At 45.1% G+C, this 19,459-nt stretch carries 16 protein-coding genes; 12 read left to right on the top strand and 4 right to left on the bottom strand.

What is annotated here, in order from left to right:
- Positions 1 to 92: 92 nt before the first annotated feature.
- Positions 93 to 1,235 (bottom strand): tRNA epoxyqueuosine(34) reductase QueG, encoded by a 1,143-nt coding sequence (gene queG / locus OCV20_RS15330; RefSeq protein ID WP_086773926.1) that lies wholly within the window; start codon positions 1,233 to 1,235, stop codon positions 93 to 95.
- Positions 1,236 to 1,475: 240 nt separating this feature from the next.
- Between queG and tsaE the strand changes: the two genes are divergently transcribed.
- From tsaE to OCV20_RS15285, 9 genes are all read left to right on the top strand, one after another.
- On the top strand, positions 1,476 to 1,940 hold the full coding sequence (gene tsaE / locus OCV20_RS15325; RefSeq protein WP_004735870.1) for a tRNA (adenosine(37)-N6)-threonylcarbamoyltransferase complex ATPase subunit type 1 TsaE: 465 nt from the start codon (positions 1,476 to 1,478) through the stop codon (positions 1,938 to 1,940).
- Positions 1,934 to 3,649, top strand: a complete 1,716-nt coding sequence (locus OCV20_RS15320) for an N-acetylmuramoyl-L-alanine amidase (protein ID WP_086773927.1) — start codon at positions 1,934 to 1,936, stop codon at positions 3,647 to 3,649. The genes tsaE and OCV20_RS15320 overlap by 7 nt, the downstream gene beginning before the upstream one ends.
- A gap of 102 nt (positions 3,650 to 3,751) precedes the next feature.
- Positions 3,752 to 5,941 carry a DNA mismatch repair endonuclease MutL gene (gene mutL / locus OCV20_RS15315; protein WP_086773928.1) on the top strand — a complete coding sequence of 730 codons (2,190 nt, stop codon included), beginning with the start codon at positions 3,752 to 3,754 and terminating at the stop codon, positions 5,939 to 5,941.
- A 97-nt stretch (positions 5,942 to 6,038) separates the two neighbouring features.
- Positions 6,039 to 6,971 (top strand): tRNA (adenosine(37)-N6)-dimethylallyltransferase MiaA, encoded by a 933-nt coding sequence (gene miaA / locus OCV20_RS15310; RefSeq protein WP_048612708.1) that lies wholly within the window; start codon positions 6,039 to 6,041, stop codon positions 6,969 to 6,971.
- Positions 6,972 to 7,165: 194 nt separating this feature from the next.
- Complete coding sequence (hfq, locus tag OCV20_RS15305; protein WP_017059927.1) at positions 7,166 to 7,429, top strand: RNA chaperone Hfq; 264 nt, start codon at positions 7,166 to 7,168, stop codon at positions 7,427 to 7,429.
- A 44-nt stretch (positions 7,430 to 7,473) separates the two neighbouring features.
- Positions 7,474 to 8,781, top strand: a complete 1,308-nt coding sequence (hflX, locus tag OCV20_RS15300; RefSeq protein ID WP_017059928.1) for a ribosome rescue GTPase HflX — start codon at positions 7,474 to 7,476, stop codon at positions 8,779 to 8,781.
- Positions 8,782 to 8,808: 27 nt separating this feature from the next.
- The gene (gene hflK, locus OCV20_RS15295; protein WP_048610697.1) at positions 8,809 to 10,011 is read left to right on the top strand and encodes an FtsH protease activity modulator HflK; all 1,203 of its coding nucleotides are present in this window, start codon (positions 8,809 to 8,811) and stop codon (positions 10,009 to 10,011) included.
- A 2-nt stretch (positions 10,012 to 10,013) separates the two neighbouring features.
- Positions 10,014 to 10,991 carry a protease modulator HflC gene (gene hflC / locus OCV20_RS15290; RefSeq protein WP_017059930.1) on the top strand — a complete coding sequence of 326 codons (978 nt, stop codon included), beginning with the start codon at positions 10,014 to 10,016 and terminating at the stop codon, positions 10,989 to 10,991.
- A 140-nt stretch (positions 10,992 to 11,131) separates the two neighbouring features.
- A protein-coding gene (locus tag OCV20_RS15285) for an IS3 family transposase (RefSeq protein WP_261881417.1) occupies positions 11,132 to 12,336 on the top strand; the annotation gives its coding sequence in 2 pieces (ribosomal slippage) (positions 11,132 to 11,519 and positions 11,519 to 12,336; 1,206 coding nt in all).
- Between the two features lie 120 nt (positions 12,337 to 12,456).
- Here OCV20_RS15285 and OCV20_RS15280 read toward each other — a convergent pair.
- A complete protein-coding gene (locus OCV20_RS15280) occupies positions 12,457 to 12,645 on the bottom strand; it encodes a DUF2065 domain-containing protein (protein WP_010434105.1) in 189 nt (62 codons plus the stop codon).
- Between the two features lie 172 nt (positions 12,646 to 12,817).
- Here OCV20_RS15280 and OCV20_RS15275 point away from each other — a divergent pair, with 172 nt between their 5' ends.
- A complete protein-coding gene (locus tag OCV20_RS15275) occupies positions 12,818 to 14,134 on the top strand; it encodes an adenylosuccinate synthase (RefSeq protein WP_010434108.1) in 1,317 nt (438 codons plus the stop codon).
- A gap of 54 nt (positions 14,135 to 14,188) precedes the next feature.
- On the opposite strand, the gene OCV20_RS15270 is transcribed toward OCV20_RS15275, so the two are convergent.
- Positions 14,189 to 14,359: a hypothetical protein gene (locus tag OCV20_RS15270; RefSeq protein WP_261881416.1), complete on the bottom strand. Its 171-nt coding sequence runs from the start codon at positions 14,357 to 14,359 to the stop codon at positions 14,189 to 14,191.
- A 74-nt stretch (positions 14,360 to 14,433) separates the two neighbouring features.
- On the opposite strand from OCV20_RS15270, the gene motX reads away from it, so the two are divergent.
- Positions 14,434 to 15,069, top strand: coding sequence for a flagellar protein MotX (gene motX, locus OCV20_RS15265; protein WP_017063177.1), 636 nt, complete (start codon positions 14,434 to 14,436; stop codon positions 15,067 to 15,069).
- A gap of 127 nt (positions 15,070 to 15,196) precedes the next feature.
- Here the strand turns inward: motX and OCV20_RS15260 are convergent, their stop codons facing one another.
- The gene (locus OCV20_RS15260; RefSeq protein WP_017063178.1) at positions 15,197 to 16,606 is read right to left on the bottom strand and encodes an amidohydrolase; all 1,410 of its coding nucleotides are present in this window, start codon (positions 16,604 to 16,606) and stop codon (positions 15,197 to 15,199) included.
- 247 nt (positions 16,607 to 16,853) lie between these two features.
- On the opposite strand from OCV20_RS15260, the gene rnr reads away from it, so the two are divergent.
- Complete coding sequence (gene rnr, locus OCV20_RS15255) at positions 16,854 to 19,355, top strand: ribonuclease R (protein ID WP_065677855.1); 2,502 nt, start codon at positions 16,854 to 16,856, stop codon at positions 19,353 to 19,355.
- Positions 19,356 to 19,459 lie beyond the last annotated feature (104 nt).

The raw sequence follows: 19,459 nt of genomic DNA, 5'->3' as shown, positions 1-19,459 counted from the left end.
GTCAAACATTGTTCTAAAATTATGTGCAACGAGTTGTCTTAAATATTGGACTATCGATGTGGGTGTCGCTGTCAATCGTTGATGCCAAAGGGCTAGGCGTCTCTTGGTAGCCCTTTCTCAACAATGCGTATCAGTCTGTGCTTTTTGGTGAGGATTTTGCTGCTATTTTCTTGCACACAGCTAGCGTTGGGTAACTGCTGTAGTTGTTTATTCAAAGCCCACTCAATATGCACATCCAACATATCGTTTTTTCCTTGATGAGATTCCAGCGTTTCAACAATGCGTTGTTGGAATCGTGCATTGCCCATCGCAACAAAGATATTGCGTAACCACTGGGTGTGGCCGATACGTCTTATTGCTGAGCCTTCCATTTTCTTTAGGAAGGTTGCTTCGTCCCAACTTGAAAGTGAAACCAGATCGGCTTCTTGGAAATCTTCTCTGCGGTGAAAGTCTGTTTGCTCTGTGAGTTCGGCATGACGATTCCATGGGCAAACTAACTGACAATCATCGCAACCGTAAATACGGTTACCAATGGCATCTCTATACTCTTCAGGGATCACACCATCATATTCAATAGTTAAGTACGAGATACATTTTCGTGCATCAACCACGCCATCAGCAATAATGGCACCTGTTGGGCAAGAAGTGATACATGCGGTGCATTTGCCGCACTCATCGACACTGGGTTCATCCGTTGGAAGAGGGATGTTAACCAACAGCTCCCCTAGAAAGAACCAAGAGCCAGCGTCTTTATCAAGAATTAATGAGTGTTTACCTGTCCAACCCAACCCTGCTTTCTGAGCGAGCGGTCTTTCCAAAATGGGCGCTGAATCGACGAAAGGACGTGAGTCTAAACCCTCGACCTCTTTTTCAATTCTTTGTCCCAGCTTTTTCAACTGGTTACGGAACAATTTGTGATAGTCGCGGCCTAAAGAGTAACGGCTGATGTAGCCTTGAGTGGTATCGTTTAGGTTAGAGGCGAACTGAGCTTCTGGTGGTAGGTAATTCATTCGAGCGCTGATCACTCGAATTGTACCAGGGTGAAGTTCATCAGGACGTGCACGCATCATCCCATGTCGAGCCATCCAATCCATTTCGCCGTGATTGCCAGCATCTAGCCATGCTTGAAGAGGGGCTTCGTGTTCACTTAAATCAACATCGCAGATGCCAACTTTTTGAAAGCCTAGCTCTTTTCCCCAGATTTTAATTTTTTCAGCAAGATGGTCTAGATTCATGGCTTAATTCTTATTTTCTCTGTTTTACAATTAGAGATAAGGCTAATTAAAATTAGGTTCGGCAAAAATGGGGGCGGATCTTAACGGATCTTAGTGGTGTTGACCAGAACAGACGCGTTTTGAGCAGTATTTTTCATAGAACTTACACTTGAGTGCTTGTCTCCCAAAAGCATCACGGTTTACTATTCTTGTTCTTTTGATTTTTATATAGTCAACGATCGATTTTTAGAGAACGTATTCATGAGCACGAAACAATTTACTTTGAAAGATGAACAAGCAACGATTCAATTAGGAACGGAGCTTTCTAATCTTTGCTCACAGCAGACGACTATTTATCTGCATGGTGATCTTGGCGCAGGTAAAACGACCTTCAGTCGTGGCTTTGTAAAAGCACTTGGCCATCAAGGAAATGTAAAGAGCCCAACGTATACTCTAGTTGAACCTTATCAACTTGCCGATTGGCAGGTGTACCACTTTGACCTTTATCGCCTAGCCGATCCTGAAGAGTTAGAGTTCATGGGGATTCGTGACTACTTTACTCCGGATGCTATCTGTTTGGTTGAATGGCCTGAGAAAGGTTATGGGATGCTACCAGAAGCCGATTTGGATATTGATATTCGTTACCAAGACGATCACCGTATTGTTTCTTTAACCGCTAATAGTGAATACGGACAGCGCTTACTTAGTCAGTTGGAGTTATGTTGATTTCTAAACGCCTTATTTCAACAGTGGCCATGATGGCTGCTGTTTTTTCTATACTGTTTTCTTCACTTGTTTCTGCAAACTCACTGAAAAGTTTAAGGGTTTGGCCTTCTCCAGAAGAAACTCGTGTGGTTATCGACTTAAAATCAGAAGCGGACTTTAGCTATTTCACTCTGAGTAGCCCGAGTCGTTTAGTGGTCGATTTAAAAAATACCAATCTTGCGACTAAGTTACCGGTCGTGGTGAAAGACAGCCCTGTTCTATCTAAAATTCGTAAGAGTTCGCCACCAGACAAAAACACCTATCGCTTGGTTTTTGAGTTAAAGAAGTCGTCTAAAGCGGAGTTGTTCAAACTGAGCCCGACTCCGGGTGGTCAGTATGGACACCGTTTGGTGATTGACTTACCTCATGGTGCGGCAAGTAAAGCGACATCGACGCCGAGTAAGCCAACGGTAAGTAAGAACATTAATCAGGTTAAGCGCCAGAAAGACATTCTAATTGTGATTGACCCTGGCCACGGCGGTGAAGATCCTGGCTCAATCGGTCCATCTCGTAAGTATGAAAAAGACGCAACTCTGAGTATCTCTAAGAAGTTAGCAGCTCAACTGAATGCGGTCCCGGGGATCAAAACTCGTATGACTCGTAATGCTGACTACTTTGTGAACCTGAATCGACGTGTTGCGATTGCTCGAGAGAATGAAGCTCACCTGTTGATCTCTATTCACGCCGATGCCTTTACGACGCCTCAACCAAGAGGTGGTTCGGTATTTGTGTTGAATACTCGACGAGCGAATACCGAGATCTCACGCTGGATTGAGAACAAAGAGAAACAGTCAGAACTGCTGGGTGGTAGTGGTGCGGCTTTCACTGGCAATATTGATGATAAGAACGTAAACCAAACCCTGCTTGATTTGCAGTTCAGCCACTCACAGAAAGAGGGTTATAAGCTTGCAACAACGATTCTGTCTGAGATGGGTAAGGTTGCGAAACTGCATAACAGTAAACCAATCAATACCAGTTTGGCGGTATTACGTTCACCACAGATCCCATCGGTACTGGTAGAGACGGGCTTTATTTCGAATCCGACGGAAGAGAAGCTTCTTTTCCAACGTTCGCACCAAGATAAATTGGCACGAGCAGTGACTAAAGCCGTGGTGAAGTATTTGAAGGCTAACCCGCCTGAAGGGATTATCTTATCTAACGCAACGTCATCAACGGGTAGCGTGAGCCAACATAAAGTCTCTCGTGGCGAGTCTTTGTCTGTGATTGCGAGCAAATATGGTACGTCGACACAGACGTTGATGAAGTTCAACAATCTGAAATCGAGCAGCCTAGCAATTGGCCAAGTACTTAAGATTCCAGGCAGCGCTTCAAGTTCATCATCAAGCAGTGCTGTTAAAACTAAGACCATAACTCACACGGTTAAGTCTGGAGAGTACCTAGGTAAGATCGCCAGCCGCTATAAAGTGTCGGTGGCTGATATTAAACGTGAGAACCGTTTGAAATCTGAGACGGTGAGAGTGGGCCAAAAGTTACGTATTACGGTTGAAGTGAAAGATGTTCCTCTGCGTAAACACAAAGTTGCAAGAGGTGATTACCTTGGCAAGATAGCTTCGAAATACGGCGTGAGCGTCAACAGCATTCGCCAAGCGAATAAGCTACGATCTGACAGCCTAGCTATCGGCCAAGTGTTGATTATTCCTCACAAGTAGTCTTGGGAATACTAAGCGGCTTCAGGTATATCAATGTTAAAAAAGAAGAACTAGTGCAAACGTAACAGCGTTTCCATCAATGGCAGTAAGGTAGCTATAAATATGACGATCAAAATACTGCCAGCTCGGTTAGCTAACCAAATCGCAGCGGGTGAGGTGGTAGAAAGACCTGCTTCTGTTGTAAAAGAGTTGGTTGAGAACAGTTTGGATTCGGGTGCCACTCGTATCGATATTGATATCGAGAAAGGTGGCGCTAAGATGATCCGCGTTCGTGACAATGGTAAGGGCATCGTTAAAGATGAGCTTGCCTTGGCGCTGAGTCGTCATGCTACCTCCAAAATCCACACTCTTGATGACCTAGAGGCGATCGTCAGCCTCGGTTTCCGTGGTGAAGCGCTGGCGAGTATTAGCTCTGTTGCGCGCTTAACCATGACCTCACGCCCTGCCACTCAAGATCAAGCTTGGGCTGCACACAGTGAAGGCCGAGACATGCAGGTGAAACTGCAGCCTGCGGCACACCCAATTGGTACCTCAGTTGAGGTGTTGGACTTGTTCTTCAACACACCAGCACGCCGCAAATTCTTACGCACCGAGAAAACAGAATTCACCCATATTGATGAGTTGCTCAAGCGTATTGCATTGAGTCGCTTTGATGTGACGATCAACCTTCGTCATAACGGCAAAATGATTCGTCAGTACCGCGCTGCTAAAACACAAGTTCAAGCAGAAAAGCGTATCGCGGCGGTATGTGGCAATCCTTTTGTTCGTCATATGCTTAAGATCGAGCTTGAGCACCAAGGTCTAAAACTCCATGGCTGGATCACCACGCCAGAAGGAGCAAGACAACAAAGCGACCTGCAATACTGCTATGTGAATGGTCGTATGATGCGTGACAAGCTGATCAATCATGCGATTCGTCAAAGCTACGAAACCAGCCTGCGTCCAGACCAATTCGCGACATATGTGTTGTTCATTGAGTTAGACCCACATCAAGTGGACGTGAATGTTCATCCTGCAAAGCATGAAGTACGTTTTCATCAAGCGCGCCTTGTGCATGACTTTATTTACCAGGCATTGAGTGATGGTTTAGCACAGAGCAAGCAGATCGATGCTGCGCCATTAAATCAGTCGGCTTTTCATCAGTCAGAAGTGACATATCATCAACAAGATAGCGCGAGCTCTGAAGTTGATGGTGTTGCAAGTTTCACTGAATCAGAAAGCGTAATGCCTAGCAGTTCGGATCAAACTCAAGTTTCGGATAGGGTGCGACACGCTATTGAGAAAACGCCAGCCTACCCGAGAAAAGCAGAATCAGATCACGCTTTTGATAAGCCTCAACACAGCGTTAATGATGGTGGGCGACACTATGCTCCATCAATCAGCTCAAGTTCATCTGCTGGCCGAAGCTCGTCTGCTAGTGAAAGCAGTTTTACCGGTTCTCCTCGCCAAGAGTGGATAGAGTCTCGACCTGAACCTAAAAAAGAGAAAGAGCCACATCAGCATCATGGTGAACCCGCGCCATCTAAGCGAGAAGTGAAAGCCTATAAAGAGCTTCTGAAAACGCGTGATTTTGATGATCAAGTTGTACAGCCTTCATCTTCTCAAGCGCATGTGGCACCAGTAGAAACCAGAGATAACATAGAAAATATAGAAGCTAAGCCTGCTCAACAGAATCCCGTTAACTTGAAACCAAGAGCACCTGTAACGGACTTGGGTAAAGCGGTCTCGATTGTGGAACGTCAATATCTGGTGATGGGCAATAAGAACGGCAGTGTATTGGTTTCCTTGGCTAAGGCTGAGTTATTGCGTGTTGTTGGTCAGCTTGATACTCGAGGGGGCGCGTTAAAAAGCCAACCACTATTGGTACCCTTATCGATTAAGCTCGGTAGTGAACTTGTCGAAGTTGCTAAGGCGCTGAGCCAAACTCTGGCATTACTGGGGATTGAGCTTAAGGCGCGAAACAGCGAGGCGGTAATGGTGATGGGCGTGCCTTCTCCTTTAAGGCAGCAAAACTTACAAATTTTGATCCCAGATCTGTTATCTTACGCGGCTTCATTAAACGCTCAGATTGCTGATAATCACACGGCTAATGTTTCTAACGACCTATTGCCATCATTGGTCAACTGGATCGGGATTCAAACGGCACAAGTAAAAAGCGACTACACTTTATCTGAAGCGGTTCAACTAGTTGGGGAACTTGAACAACTTTGGCATGGTCTACTTCCATTAGATGATCCAGAGTTTGTTAATCCTATCGACTTTTCAGCGACTATAGCCGCGTTTACGGTTTAATTTTTTCGCGACGACATTTGCCTTTTTAGCTGAATACGTCGCGACACAAAGCCCTTTGCTAAAAAGCGCTAAAACAGAGAAGCAAATACAAAATATCATGACTGAAAAATTACCTTTAGCGTTGTTTTTAATGGGCCCAACGGCGTCAGGAAAAACAGATTTAGCTATCCGCTTACGTCAGAAATACCCTGTAGAGATCATCAGTGTCGATTCGGCATTGATCTACAAAGACATGGATATTGGTACCGCTAAACCGGATGCGGAAGAGCTTGCGCTCGCGCCTCATCGCTTGATTGATATTTTGGATCCAAGCGAAGCGTATTCTGCGGCAGATTTTCGTCGTGATGCGATCAATGAAATGAATAAGATTGTAGCGGAAGGCAAAATCCCGTTACTTGTTGGTGGCACAATGCTGTACTACAAAGCATTGTTGGAAGGTTTATCGCCATTACCAGCAGCGGATCAAGAGATTCGTAAGCAGATTGAAGCGGAATCTATCGAACAAGGTTGGCAGGCATTGCATGATCAATTAAGAGAGATAGATCCCGTATCCGCTGAAAGAATACACCCAAATGATCCACAAAGGCTTTCAAGGGCATTGGAAGTTTACCGAATTTCGGGTAAAACATTAACAGAGCTAACTCAAACGAAAGGCGATAGCCTGCCATTTCGTGTAAAACAATTTGCAATAGCTCCCAAGGAAAGGACTGAACTCCATCGCCGCATTGAGCTGCGTTTCGAGAAGATGATAGAAGCCGGGTTTGAAGATGAAATGAAGGCGTTGTACGCCAGAGAAGACCTTCACCCTGAACTACCATCGATCCGATGCGTTGGTTATAGGCAGATGTGGGATTATTTAGACGGTAATTGTGATTTAGACGAAGCGGTTTTCCGTGGTGTCTGTGCAACCCGTCAGTTGGCCAAGCGACAAATCACCTGGTTGCGCAGTTGGGATGATTTAACTTGGTTAGATAGCGAAAACATTGATCAAGCGTTAGAAACTCTTTCAGATGCAATAGCATCTGATTAGTATTGCTGTGTATAATGTGATCGCTTTTGCGTGAATATACTCTGGAAAGGATCCGTTATTGAGGCTTTTAAAAAAATCACAGCCTTTCAATAACAACGGAGTTTTTTTATTCATTTAGCTCAGATGCAAAGGCCGCACCTTTTTGTGCACCACTAGCTAAATAATTACAACAAAATACAAATAAGGAAAATAAAATGGCTAAGGGGCAATCGCTACAAGACCCATTCCTAAATGCACTCCGTCGTGAGCGCATTCCAGTCTCTATCTATCTTGTTAACGGCATTAAGCTGCAAGGTCAGATCGAGTCTTTCGATCAATTCGTGATCTTATTGAAGAACACAGTAAACCAAATGGTTTACAAGCATGCGATTTCTACTGTGGTACCTGCTCGCGCAGTGAGTCACCACAGCGGCGAGCAACGCACGCCATCTGATCGTCCAGAGAAGACTGAAGATTAATCGTTCAATTGATACAGCTTGCGCTGTAATAAGGAGTTGGTTGCTTGTTTGACCGTTATGAATCCGGCGAGCGAGCCGTACTTGTTCATATCAACTTCACGCAAGAGGGAGAATGGGAAGACCTAAGCGAATGTGAAATGCTGGTCTCCTCAGCGGGGGTAGAAACGCTACAAGTGATTACTGGTAGCCGACAATCCCCACTCCCTAAATACTACGTTGGAGAAGGTAAAGCCCTAGAAATCGCACAAGCTGTTCAGCTAACCGGTGCTGAAATTGTGATTTTTAACCACTCCCTCTCTCCTGCCCAAGAGCGAAATCTCGAGCAATTGTGTAAATGTCGTGTGATTGATCGCACGGGTTTGATCTTAGATATCTTTGCACAACGTGCGCGAACTCATGAAGGTAAGCTACAAGTTGAGCTCGCTCAGCTTCGTCATATCTCTACTCGATTGATTCGTGGTTGGACTCACCTTGAAAGGCAGAAAGGTGGTATTGGTCTTCGTGGTCCAGGTGAAACTCAACTGGAAACCGATCGCCGTTTGTTGCGTGACCGTATAAAGGCAATACTACGTCGTTTAGCGAAAGTCGCTAAGCAGCGTGAACAAGGACGACGTGCTCGTAATCGAGCTGAAATCCCAACAATTTCTTTGGTTGGTTATACCAACGCAGGGAAATCAACACTTTTCAATCGCATCACAAGTGCTGGTGTTTATGCGGCAGACCAACTGTTTGCAACGCTAGACCCAACACTACGTAAGATTGATTTGGCAGATGTCGGGCCTGCAATTCTCGCAGATACCGTAGGTTTTATCCGTCATCTACCACACGACTTGGTCGCTGCGTTCAAGGCAACATTACAAGAGACGCAGGAAGCTGACATTTTGTTACATGTTGTTGATGCCAGTGATGACCGTTTTCGTGAGAACATTCAGGCTGTTCATGAAGTATTAGAAGAAATCGATGCTCATGAAGTGCCAACCCTTGTAGTCATGAACAAAATTGACTGCATGGAAGACCAAAAACCTCGAATTGAAAGAGACGAAGAGGGCGCACCTCGCGCTGTTTGGGTTTCTGCAATGGAAGGAGAAGGTATTGAGCTACTGTTTGAAGCTTTAACTGAGCGTTTAGCTAGCCAGATGGTTCAATTCCGGTTGTGTATTCCACATCAACATCAGGGCCGTATTCGCAGCTTATTCTTCGAGATGAAATGTATTCAACAGGAAGAGTATGATGAAAATGGTAACTTGTTGATAGATATCCGAATGCAACAAATAGATTGGTCTAAACTTGAAAAAAGAGAAGGGGCGCTCTTAGGTGACTTTATCGTTACCAAAGAGACTGCTACAGTATAACGTCATATCAAATGATGGAGCTTTCTAATGGCGTGGAATGAGCCTGGAAATAACAACAACGGCGATAATAACGGCCGCGATAATGACCCTTGGGGTAATAAAAATAATCGCGGCGGCCGAGATCAAGGACCGCCAGATCTAGACGAAGTGTTTAGTAAACTAAGTCAAAAGTTAGGTGGCAAGTTTGGTAAAAAGGGTGGCAACGGTAACGGGCCATCTATTGGTGGTGGCGGTGCAATTGGCTTTGGTGTCATTGCCGTTATTGCTATTGCTATCTGGTTCTTCGCTGGTTTCTACACTGTTGGCGAAGCAGAAAGAGCAGTAGTACTTCGACTGGGTCAGTTCGACCGTATCGAAGAACCTGGTCTTAACTGGCACCCACGCTTCATCGATGAAATCAAAGATGAGCAACTAGTAAACGTTCAAGCGATTCGTTCTCTACGTGCTGCTGGCACGATGCTAACGAAAGATGAAAACGTTGTGACCGTTGAAATGGGTGTTCAATACCGTGTTTCTGACCCATACAAGTACTTGTATCGTGTAACGAATGCAGACGACAGTTTACGCCAAGCAACCGATTCTGCGCTTCGTGCGGTAATTGGTGACTCACTAATGGATAGTATCCTGACAAGTGGTCGTCAGCAGATTCGTCAAAGCACTCAAGAAACGTTGAACCGTATTATTGATAGCTACGACATGGGTATTCTGATTGTTGACGTGAACTTCCAGTCAGCACGTCCACCTGAGCAAGTGAAAGATGCATTTGATGATGCTATCGCGGCTCGTGAGGATGAAGAGCGTTTTGAACGTGAAGCTGAAGCTTACCGAAATGACATTCTTCCAAAAGCAACAGGTCGAGCTGAGCGTTTGAAGAAAGAAGCGGTAGGTTACTCAGAGCGCACAGTTAATGGTGCTCTAGGTCAAGTAGCTCAGTTCGAGAAACTGCTACCTGAATACCAAGCTGCTCCTGAAGTAACACGTAACCGTATGTACCTTGATACAATGGAAAAAGTGTACTCAAGCACATCGAAAGTCCTGATTGATTCTGAATCAAGCGGTAACTTGCTATACCTGCCAATTGATAAGCTAGGCGCACAAGGTGGTTCTCAGTCGGGCTCTCGCCCTGCAAAAGCATCATCAACTTACGATCAAATTGAGTTAGAAACTCAAGCGGATCCTAAGCCTAGCACTCAAACTCGTTCAGACAGTTCACGCCAAGGGAGATACTAATAATGCGTAAATTAATGATCCCTGTATTAGTTGTGACGATTGCCCTTCTATTGATGTCAGTGTTTGTGATTCAAGAAGGCGAGCGTGGCATGGTAATTCGTTTTGGTCGAGTTCTCGATGACAACGGCGTATCACGAATCTATGAACCAGGCCTGCACTTTAAACTGCCTATGTTTGATCGCGTAAAAGTACTTGATGCTCGTATTCAAACGATGGATGGTCGTTCTGACCGTTTCGTAACATCAGAGAAAAAAGACGTTCTAATTGATACTTACGCAAAATGGCGTATTGCTGATTTTGGACGTTTCTATCTGAGTACTGGCGGCGGTAATATCATGACGGCAGAAGCACTTCTTGAGCGTAAAGTGACAGATGTTCTTCGTTCTGAAATTGGTTCTCGTGAAATTAAGCAGATCGTGTCAGGTCCTCGTAATAAGGACATCCTGCCAGACTCTGCTGATAGCGAAGTTGTCACAACGGTAGCGGCTGCAGAAGCTCTAGAAGTTGATGGCGAACGCGACAAGATCATGGAAAACGTTTTGTCTGGAACGGCAGAAAGTGCGATGGCTGATTTAGGTGTTGAAGTTGTTGATTTCCGAATGAAGAAGATTAACCTTCCTGACGAAATCAGTGAATCTATCTACCGTCGTATGCGTGCAGAACGTGAGTCGGTTGCTCGTAGACACCGTTCTCAAGGTCGTGAGAAAGCGGAAGTTATCCGTGCTCAAGCTGAGCTAGAAGTGGCAACAGTTCTTGCTGAGGCTGACCGTACAGCTCGAATCACTCGTGGTGATGCAGATGCAGAAGCAGCGAAGATCTACTCTGATGCTTTCAGCAAAGATCCTGAGTTCTACGGCTTCATGCGTTCATTGCAAGCTTATGAGACATCATTTAGCGATAAGAGCGACATTCTAGTACTGGATCCGAAGACTGACTTCTTCCAATACATGAATCAAGCAAGCGGCGCTCCAGCAAAATAAGCTGATGCGTTAGCGAATGCTTAGCTCAATAAGCAAAATACTTTAAAACTTAAAAGGCTCCCATTGTGGGAGCCTTTTTGTTTTCTATGTACCGTCCTAAATATGGTTGACACATTTCCAACATGAAATTGGAGAGTGTCATGAAAACAACAAGTAGACGTACTCAACGAGATTATTCTCTTGCCTTTAAATTGGCAGTCGTAAGCCAAGTTGAAAAAGGCGAAATGACTTATAAGCAAGCTCAAGAACGTTATGGGATCCAAGGGCGCTCTACCGTTTTAGTTTGGCTTCGCAAACATGGTCAACTAGATTGGTCTAAAGGAATAGAACAATCGAGACCGTTAGGAGCGACTATGTCAAACTCTTCCTCAACTCAAACCCCAGAGCAACGAATCAAAGAACTCGAGCAGCAATTAGAAGAGACTCAGATCAAAGCAGAGTTCTTTGAAGCGGTTGTAAAAGTCATGGATCGAGATTTCGGTGTCCGAATCTCAAAGAAGCGCAAGGCCGAGTTATTAAGGAAAAAACGGTCAGAAAGTTGACCGTCACTAAAGCTTGTCACTTCATAGGTATTACACGACAAGCTTTCTACAAGCGCTGTGTTGCAGAAATTCATCAGACAAAGAAAGATGAATCAGTACTCGGTTTTGTGAAAGAGCAAAGGATGATGCACCCTCGTATAGGGACTCGTAAGATCAAGTATTTACTTGCTCAGAACGATATTAAAATCGGGCGAGACCGCTTATTCTCTCTGCTGAGAATGAATCGATTATTAGTGCAGAATCGAAGGGCTTATCATCGAACCACAAACAGTAATCATCGCTTTTACTGCCATCCGAATCGTGTCAAAGAAGGCTTAATACCTGAAAGACCAGAGCAATTATGGGTTGCCGATATTACTTATCTAGCAACGCGGCGTGGTAGTACTTATCTCAGTTTAGTGACGGACGCTTACTCAAGAAAAATCGTGGGCTATCACATAGGTGATGATATGAAAGCTCGCACGGTCAAGCAGGCCTTTTTAAACGCGTTGAAAGGGCGGAAGAATACAGGTGAGCTTGTCCATCACTCAGATAGAGGTGTTCAGTACTGCTCTGTTGAATACCAAGAGTTGCATCGACAGTATGGTGTATCTTGCTCAATGACTGATGGCTATGACTGTTATCAGAATGCGTTGGCAGAGAGGATCAACGGAATACTGAAGATGGAGTATCTGTTGAATAAGCCTAATGATTTAGATGAAGCAAAGAAAATAGTTGCCGAATCAGTAAAAATCTATAATGAATATAGGCCTCACACAGCTCTAAAATACAAAACGCCCGATGAAGTACATCGAGCGTTTTAGTCAATCAAGTGTCAACCCATATCAGGACGGGTCACTATGACTTATTTCAGGAGGAGACATGTTTGTGGATTCACTATTGGGGCAAGGGAAGGCGCTCAACAGCGTTCTACTTATAGAAACCTAGCGGTAGGTCATGAAAGCGATAACCGCTCCAGCCACCACAAGACAGCCTCCAATGCGGCGCAGTTGCGTGTCTGGTTGCTCGCTCAGTTGTGCGACCATGTTTCTCCAGCCATTGGGTGCAATCAAGGGGCCGAGCCCTTCCACAATAAGTACGAGCCCAATAGCGAGCCAAATTGATTGAGACATGGTTCTGCCTTTTGTCTGTAAAAAAGCAATGATATCAGTATCTTTACACATCTGCCCCCAGTTATGGCTGGTTTATTTTTGTACAGCGTTAACGTTTATGAACAAAAAGTGACTGCAAGAAGTGTGATTCAGTGCTAGAATCCATTTTTAATTAGCAACAGAAATTGGAAAGATGGGAAATAACGTAGTCGTTCTAGGCACCCAATGGGGTGATGAAGGTAAAGGTAAAATCGTTGACCTTTTAACTGAAGATGCAAAATACGTGGTTCGCTACCAAGGCGGTCACAATGCAGGTCACACACTTGTAATTGACGGTGAAAAAACCGTTCTTCACTTAATTCCATCAGGCATCCTACGTAATAACGTTAAATGTGTTATTGGTAACGGTGTAGTATTATCGCCTGACGCACTTCTTAAAGAAATGAAGCCTCTTGAAGATCGCGGTATTCCAGTACGTGAACGTCTTTTCATCTCTGAAGCTTGTCCTCTAATTCTTCCGTACCACATTGCAATCGACAACGCGCGTGAAATCGCTCGTGGCGCTAAAGCTATCGGTACAACGGGTCGTGGTATCGGTCCTGCTTACGAAGATAAAGTTGCTCGTCGCGGTCTACGCGTTGGCGACCTTTTCGATAAAGAAGCATTTGCTGAGAAGCTAAAAGAAGTTATGGAATTCCACAACTTCCAACTAGAGCACTTCTACAAAGCTGAAACAGTAAGCTACGAAGAAGTTCTTGAGCAAGCGATGAGCTACGCAGATATGTTAACTGCGATGGTTATCGACGTAACTGACGAACTAGACGCAGCACGTAAGCGCGGCGACAAGATCATGTTCGAAGGTGCTCAAGGTACGCTACTAGATATCGACCACGGTACTTACCCATACGTAACGTCTTCTAACACTACTGCTGGTGGTGTTGCTGCAGGTTCTGGTTTCGGTCCTCGTCACATCGGTTACATCCTTGGTATTACTAAGGCTTACTGTACTCGTGTTGGTTCAGGTCCATTCCCAACTGAACTATACGATGGCCTTGAGAAGCAAGACCCAGTTGGTAAACACCTAGGCGATGTTGGTCACGAGTTTGGCGCAACAACTGGTCGTCTACGTCGTACTGGTTGGTTCGATGCTGTTGCTATGCGTCGTGCAATCCAAATCAACTCTCTATCTGGTATGTGTCTAACTAAACTAGACGTTCTAGATGGCCTAGAAGAACTAAAAATCTGTACTGGTTACAAGATGAAAGATGGTTCTATCCTAGAAGTTTCTCCAATGGCTGCTGAGTCATTCGAAGAAGCGACGCCAATCTACGAAACAATGCCTGGTTGGTCTGAAAACACATTTGGTGCTAAATCTATCGACGCGCTTCCACAAGCAGCTCTAGATTACATCAAGCGTATCGAAGACCTAACTGGCGTTCCAATTGATATCGTATCAACTGGCCCAGATCGTAACGAAACTATCATTAAGGTTCACCCATACGGCGCGTAATGCCCGTTGAGTGATTACCACAGCACATAAAGTGCTTTGATAATTAAATCGTTTTTAAAAGCCGACTTTATTAAGTCGGCTTTTTTGTACCTGTAATTTGAAAACGAAGTCGTCTTTGATGATCTTTTGAACGCCATCAGGCAAAATATTGCCCATTAGCGGCAAGTTTTGTCTAAAGCCGTCGGGGTTATTGCCGATACAGATATCATGGAAAGTGAAGTTCACCCTGTTTTGTGCGTGTAGAAATCCTCTGCATCCCTTAATAGATTAACTTTAGCGACAGATAATAGAGTGCAGGTATGAAGCTACGAATTGTGGCAGCTTCATTAATAATGGCGCTGAGCTCACCCTTGAGTCATGCAAATTTGGCTGATGTGGGAGAGCCCGTTCCAATATATACAGAAGCTGAACTGATTAATTTAATCGAAAATAATCAACATCTAGAGCGAGTTAAAGCTGATAAGTGCCAGTTAGTTGAAGATATCGTTGCTCGCGCAACGCGTATTAGCTTGCCTTCTTATGAGTTTTTATACGGTGATATGTTGGCTTGGGGTGTGTGTGTTCCACAAGATGTAGAGCTTGGCCTTTACTATATGGAAAACGCGGCACATCAAGGTTTACCCGCTGCATTAGAGCAGTTAGGTCGTTATTACTCTCGTGGTACTTTGGTACAACAAGATCAAGAGCGTGCGATTCCGTATCTACGTGAAGCAGCCTCTATGGGTAACTTAAGCGCGAGCATTCACTTAGCGGAACTCTTGTTACGTGACTACGGTAGCCCATTGGATTACGAAGATGCTTACCGTTGGTTGTATAACTCGGTAACCGCAGATCAAAGACAACACAGACGTATCACTGTGCTTCGTAGCGGTCTGGAACAGAGAATGCCAGACAATATTATTGCTCGAGCAAAACGTCGAGACGTATTCTGGTAATACCGAACAAAAACCTGTAATGATCCCTGCACTCATTGTTACAGGAAACAAGATTTAAAAAGCCCCGCCTAATTTAGTTAGTGCGGGGCTTTTTACGTTTAGATGGTCATGCTATTCGATAGCGAGTTTATTGAACAACCTCACCAGACTCAATTACCGTTTCACGAACAACCTTGGTGAAATCGAGTGCTTCTTGGCGAATCTTGTCTTCGTCTACCGTTAGCATGTCGCGATCTTGCATGATGATCTTACCATCAACGATGGAGTGGCGAACGTTACCCGAGTTAGCTGAGTACACCAGTGCTGAGTATGGGTTGTAGACCGGAACCATGTTTGGCGCTTTAGTATCGATCACTATGATGTCGGCCAGTTTGCCAGCTTCAAGAGAGCCGATCTTATCTTCCATATGCAGCGCTTTTGCTGCGCCCATTGTCGCCATGTCGATCACTTTGATCGGCGGCATCGCAGCACGATCTTTGTTAACTAGCTTATGAACCTTAGCCACTTGGTTGAATTCATCAATGGTGCTCAGCGTGTTACCAGACATTGGGCCATCGGTACCTAAACCGATACGTACGTTCTCGTCATACATCTTAAGCGCAGGTGATACGCCTTTTGCTGACTTGATGTTAGCACTCATGTTATGAGCCACGCCCATATCCGATTTCTTCACTAATTCGATATCATGATCGTCAACGAGGATCATGTGTGCACCCACCAAGTTTTTATTGAGTGCGCCAATGCTGTCCATGTATTGAACCGGAGATAACCCATCAGAACGCTCTGCGATTTTCTCTTCTTCACGGTGTGATTCTGCAAGGTGAATCATTACTGGAACATCTAATTCTAGGGATAGTTTAGATATTTTCTGAAGGATCTCTGTGGTGTTGGTGTAAGGCGCATGCGGGGCAAACGCTGGTGTGATGCGTGGGTGATCTTTGTACTCTTCAATAAAATTCAACGCGTACTTAATGCCTTCTTCGGCGTTAGCCGCATCGGCTACAGGGAACTTAATCACCGTTTCACCAAGGATGGCACGCATACCGATTTTATCGACGGTTTTTGCGACTTCATCTTCGAAGTAGTACATGTCGGCGTAAGTCGTGACACCGCCTTTCACCATTTCAACGTTACCTAGGTTGGCACCAATGCGTACCATGTCTCGCGATACTAGCTTCTTCTCTAGTGGGAAGATGTAGCGGTGCAGGCGATCTGGCACATCATCGGCCAACGAACGAAAAACTGTCATTGATACATGAGTATGAGTATTGATGAGACCCGGCATTACGATATCGCCATCCACGTCTAACACTTGCTTAGCTTGGTACTGCTTCTCTAATGAAGCATCACCAACCGCAATGATTTTGTTGTCTTTGACCACAACAGTACCGCTTTCATAAACCGTTTTGTCTTGGTTCATGGTCAGAACCATCGCATCGGTAATCATCAGGTCAGCTTTTTCCATTGCCGAACTTGCGAATGGGAACAGCGCTAGGCTCGCCATAGCTGAAGCCAATAAAGTGCGTTTTAGTTTCATATCATACTCAGAACAGGAGTTGGTAAAGTGCGTGGATAATAGTGTATTTCATTCATGGCGCAAACGTTTGTTTTATCGTTTGCTTGAAATTTTGATGATAGTCCACGTCTATGAAGCGATGTTTCACAAAGTGAAGATATGTATCAATCTGAGGTTATTTGAGTGTTTTCTAAAGCATATCTGTAGCTTACCCCTAGCATCAGATATACTAGGGGTATATACCTTCCTTGCTTAAGCAGGCCCGCCTATGTCAAAAAACACACCAACGTCAGAAAATACGACAGCGACAACCACTGTTGATCCTTTTGCCGACCGAGAGTCGAAAAATTACGATAACCCAGTACCAAGCCGAGAGTTCATTATTTCGTTTCTAACAGACGCGAATATTCCGATGAACCGCAACGATCTATTCGAAGCTTTGGGTCTTGCTGGAGAGGAACAATATGAAGGGCTGCGTCGTCGTTTACGTGCAATGGAGCGTGATGGACAGCTTATCTTTACTCGTCGTCAGTGCTACGCATTGCCTGAGAAGATGGAACTGATCAAAGGCTATGTGATTGGTCATAAAGACGGTCATGGTTGGGTTCGCCCAGACGGTAGTGTGGGTAAAGACAATGATATCGTGCTGCCACATCATCAGATGAAAACCATCATGCACGGTGATTACGTATTGGTTCAGCCTACTGACAACAGTAAGCGTGGCCGTCGTGAAGGTCGCTTGGTTCGTGTACTTGAAGAGCGTAAAACGCCACTTGTTGGTCGCTTCTTCCTAGAGTACGGCCATTCTTACGTTGTTGCTGATGATTCGCGTATTAGTCACGACATCCAGATCCCTACTGAGCATAAAGGCGGTGCTCGAATGGGTAATGTGGTTGTGATTGAGATTACGGATCGCGGTGGTCGTTCTCGTAACATGATGGGTAAAGTAACTGAAGTTCTTGGTGAAAATATGGCGCCGGGTATGGAAACGCAGATTGCGATCCGTACTCACCAGATCCCACAAGAGTGGCCTGAAGCAGTAGATAAACAAATCGAAAACCTAGGTGAGCATGTTCCTGAAGAAGCAAAAGAAGGACGTGTGGACCTGCGTAAACTGCCATTGGTTACCATTGATGGTGAAGATGCGCGTGACTTCGATGATGCGGTTTACTGTGAAGCGAAGAAAGGCGGCGGCTGGCGTCTATGGGTAGCGATTGCTGACGTAAGTTACTACGTTCGCCCAGATACAGCGCTAGACAAAGAAGCGATTAACCGTGGTAACTCGGTATACTTCCCGTCACAAGTTGTCCCAATGCTGCCTGAAGTGCTTTCAAATGGTTTGTGTTCATTGAACCCTCAAGTAGACCGTTTATGTATGGTGTGTGAGATGACTATCTCAGACAAAGGTAAGCTGTCGGGGTACAAGCACTACGAAGCGGTAATGAACTCTCATGCTCGTCTTACTTACAATAAAGTAGGCGCGATCTTAGATGGCAATGAAGAGCTTCGTGAGCGTTACGAGCCAGAAGTACCGCATCTTGAAGAACTGCACAAGATGTACAAAGTTCTTAAGAAAACGCGTGATGAGCGTGGCGCGATTGAGTTTGAAACGGTAGAAACCAAATTTATCTTCAATGCGGATCGTAAGATCGACCGCATTGAACCGGTAATCCGTAACGATGCACACAAGATCATCGAAGAGTGTATGATTCTGGCGAACATCGCATCGGCATCTTACGTAGAGAAAGCGAAAGAGCCTGCTCTCTACCGTGTTCACGAAACTCCGGGCGAAGAGCGCTTAATGGGCTTCAAGAGCTTCTTAAGTGAATTAGGTTTAACGTTGGAAGGTGGTCTCTCGCCATCTCCAGTAGACTATGCACAATTGATGCAACAGATAAACGAACGTGAAGACCGTGAGTTAATCCAAACCATGCTACTTCGTTCAATGAAGCAAGCGGTCTACAACGCGGATAACGCGGGTCACTTTGGTTTAGCCCTTAAACGCTATGCTCACTTTACCTCGCCGATTCGTCGTTACCCTGACTTGCTATTGCACCGTGCGATTAAGTACCTTATTGCGAAAGAAGGCGGTCGTAACAGCGAACGTTGGACGCCAACCGGTGGTTACCACTACACTTTCGATGATATGGACTTCTACGGCGAGCAGTGTTCAATGACTGAGCGTCGTGCTGATGACGCAACACGTGAAGTAAACGACTGGTTGAAGTGTGAATACATGCAAGACCATGTCGGCGAAGTGATGGATGGCGTAATTGCCAACGTGACTGGTTTTGGCTTCTTTGTTCGTCTAACTGAGCTGCACATTGATGGATTGGTACATATCTCAGCGCTAGCGAATGATTACTACCAATTTGATGCTGTTGGTCAGCGTCTAGTGGGTGAAAGCTCTGGTAATATCTACCGTTTGGGTGATTCGGTGAAAGTGAAGGTTTCTGCGGTTAACTTAGAAACTCGTCAAATCGACTTTGATTTAGAAGACACCGATCGTCAGCCGCGTGGTAAAGGCAAAACAGCCAAGAAGCGTGCAGCCGAAGCGATGAAAAAGGCGAAAAGCAAGAAGCGCTCAGTAGTGAAGAGTAATAAGCCGGGCGTATCAGCGAAGCCGATGGTTGAGCCAACTAAGCGACCTGACGGAAGCAGCGAAGGCCCTGCTAAGAAGAAAAAGCCAGCGAATAAAACCGGTGCTGCTAAAGCTCGCGCTAAGAAAAAGCGTGCTGCAAGCCGTAAGCCAAAGGCTGATAAGTCTTAAAACTGATAAATCTTAAGGCTAATAGGGCGCTTTGCTAATCAGGTTTAGTGCCTAACTGATTTAATTTAATGCGAGAGTATCAGGCGCAAGACGCATACTCTCGA

This window comes from Vibrio coralliirubri (assembly GCF_024347375.1).
GTDB classification, from domain to species: Bacteria; Pseudomonadota; Gammaproteobacteria; order Enterobacterales; family Vibrionaceae; genus Vibrio; species Vibrio coralliirubri.
The sequence above is the reverse complement of the archived record's forward strand: the minus strand, read 5'-3'. Positions and strand labels throughout refer to the sequence as shown.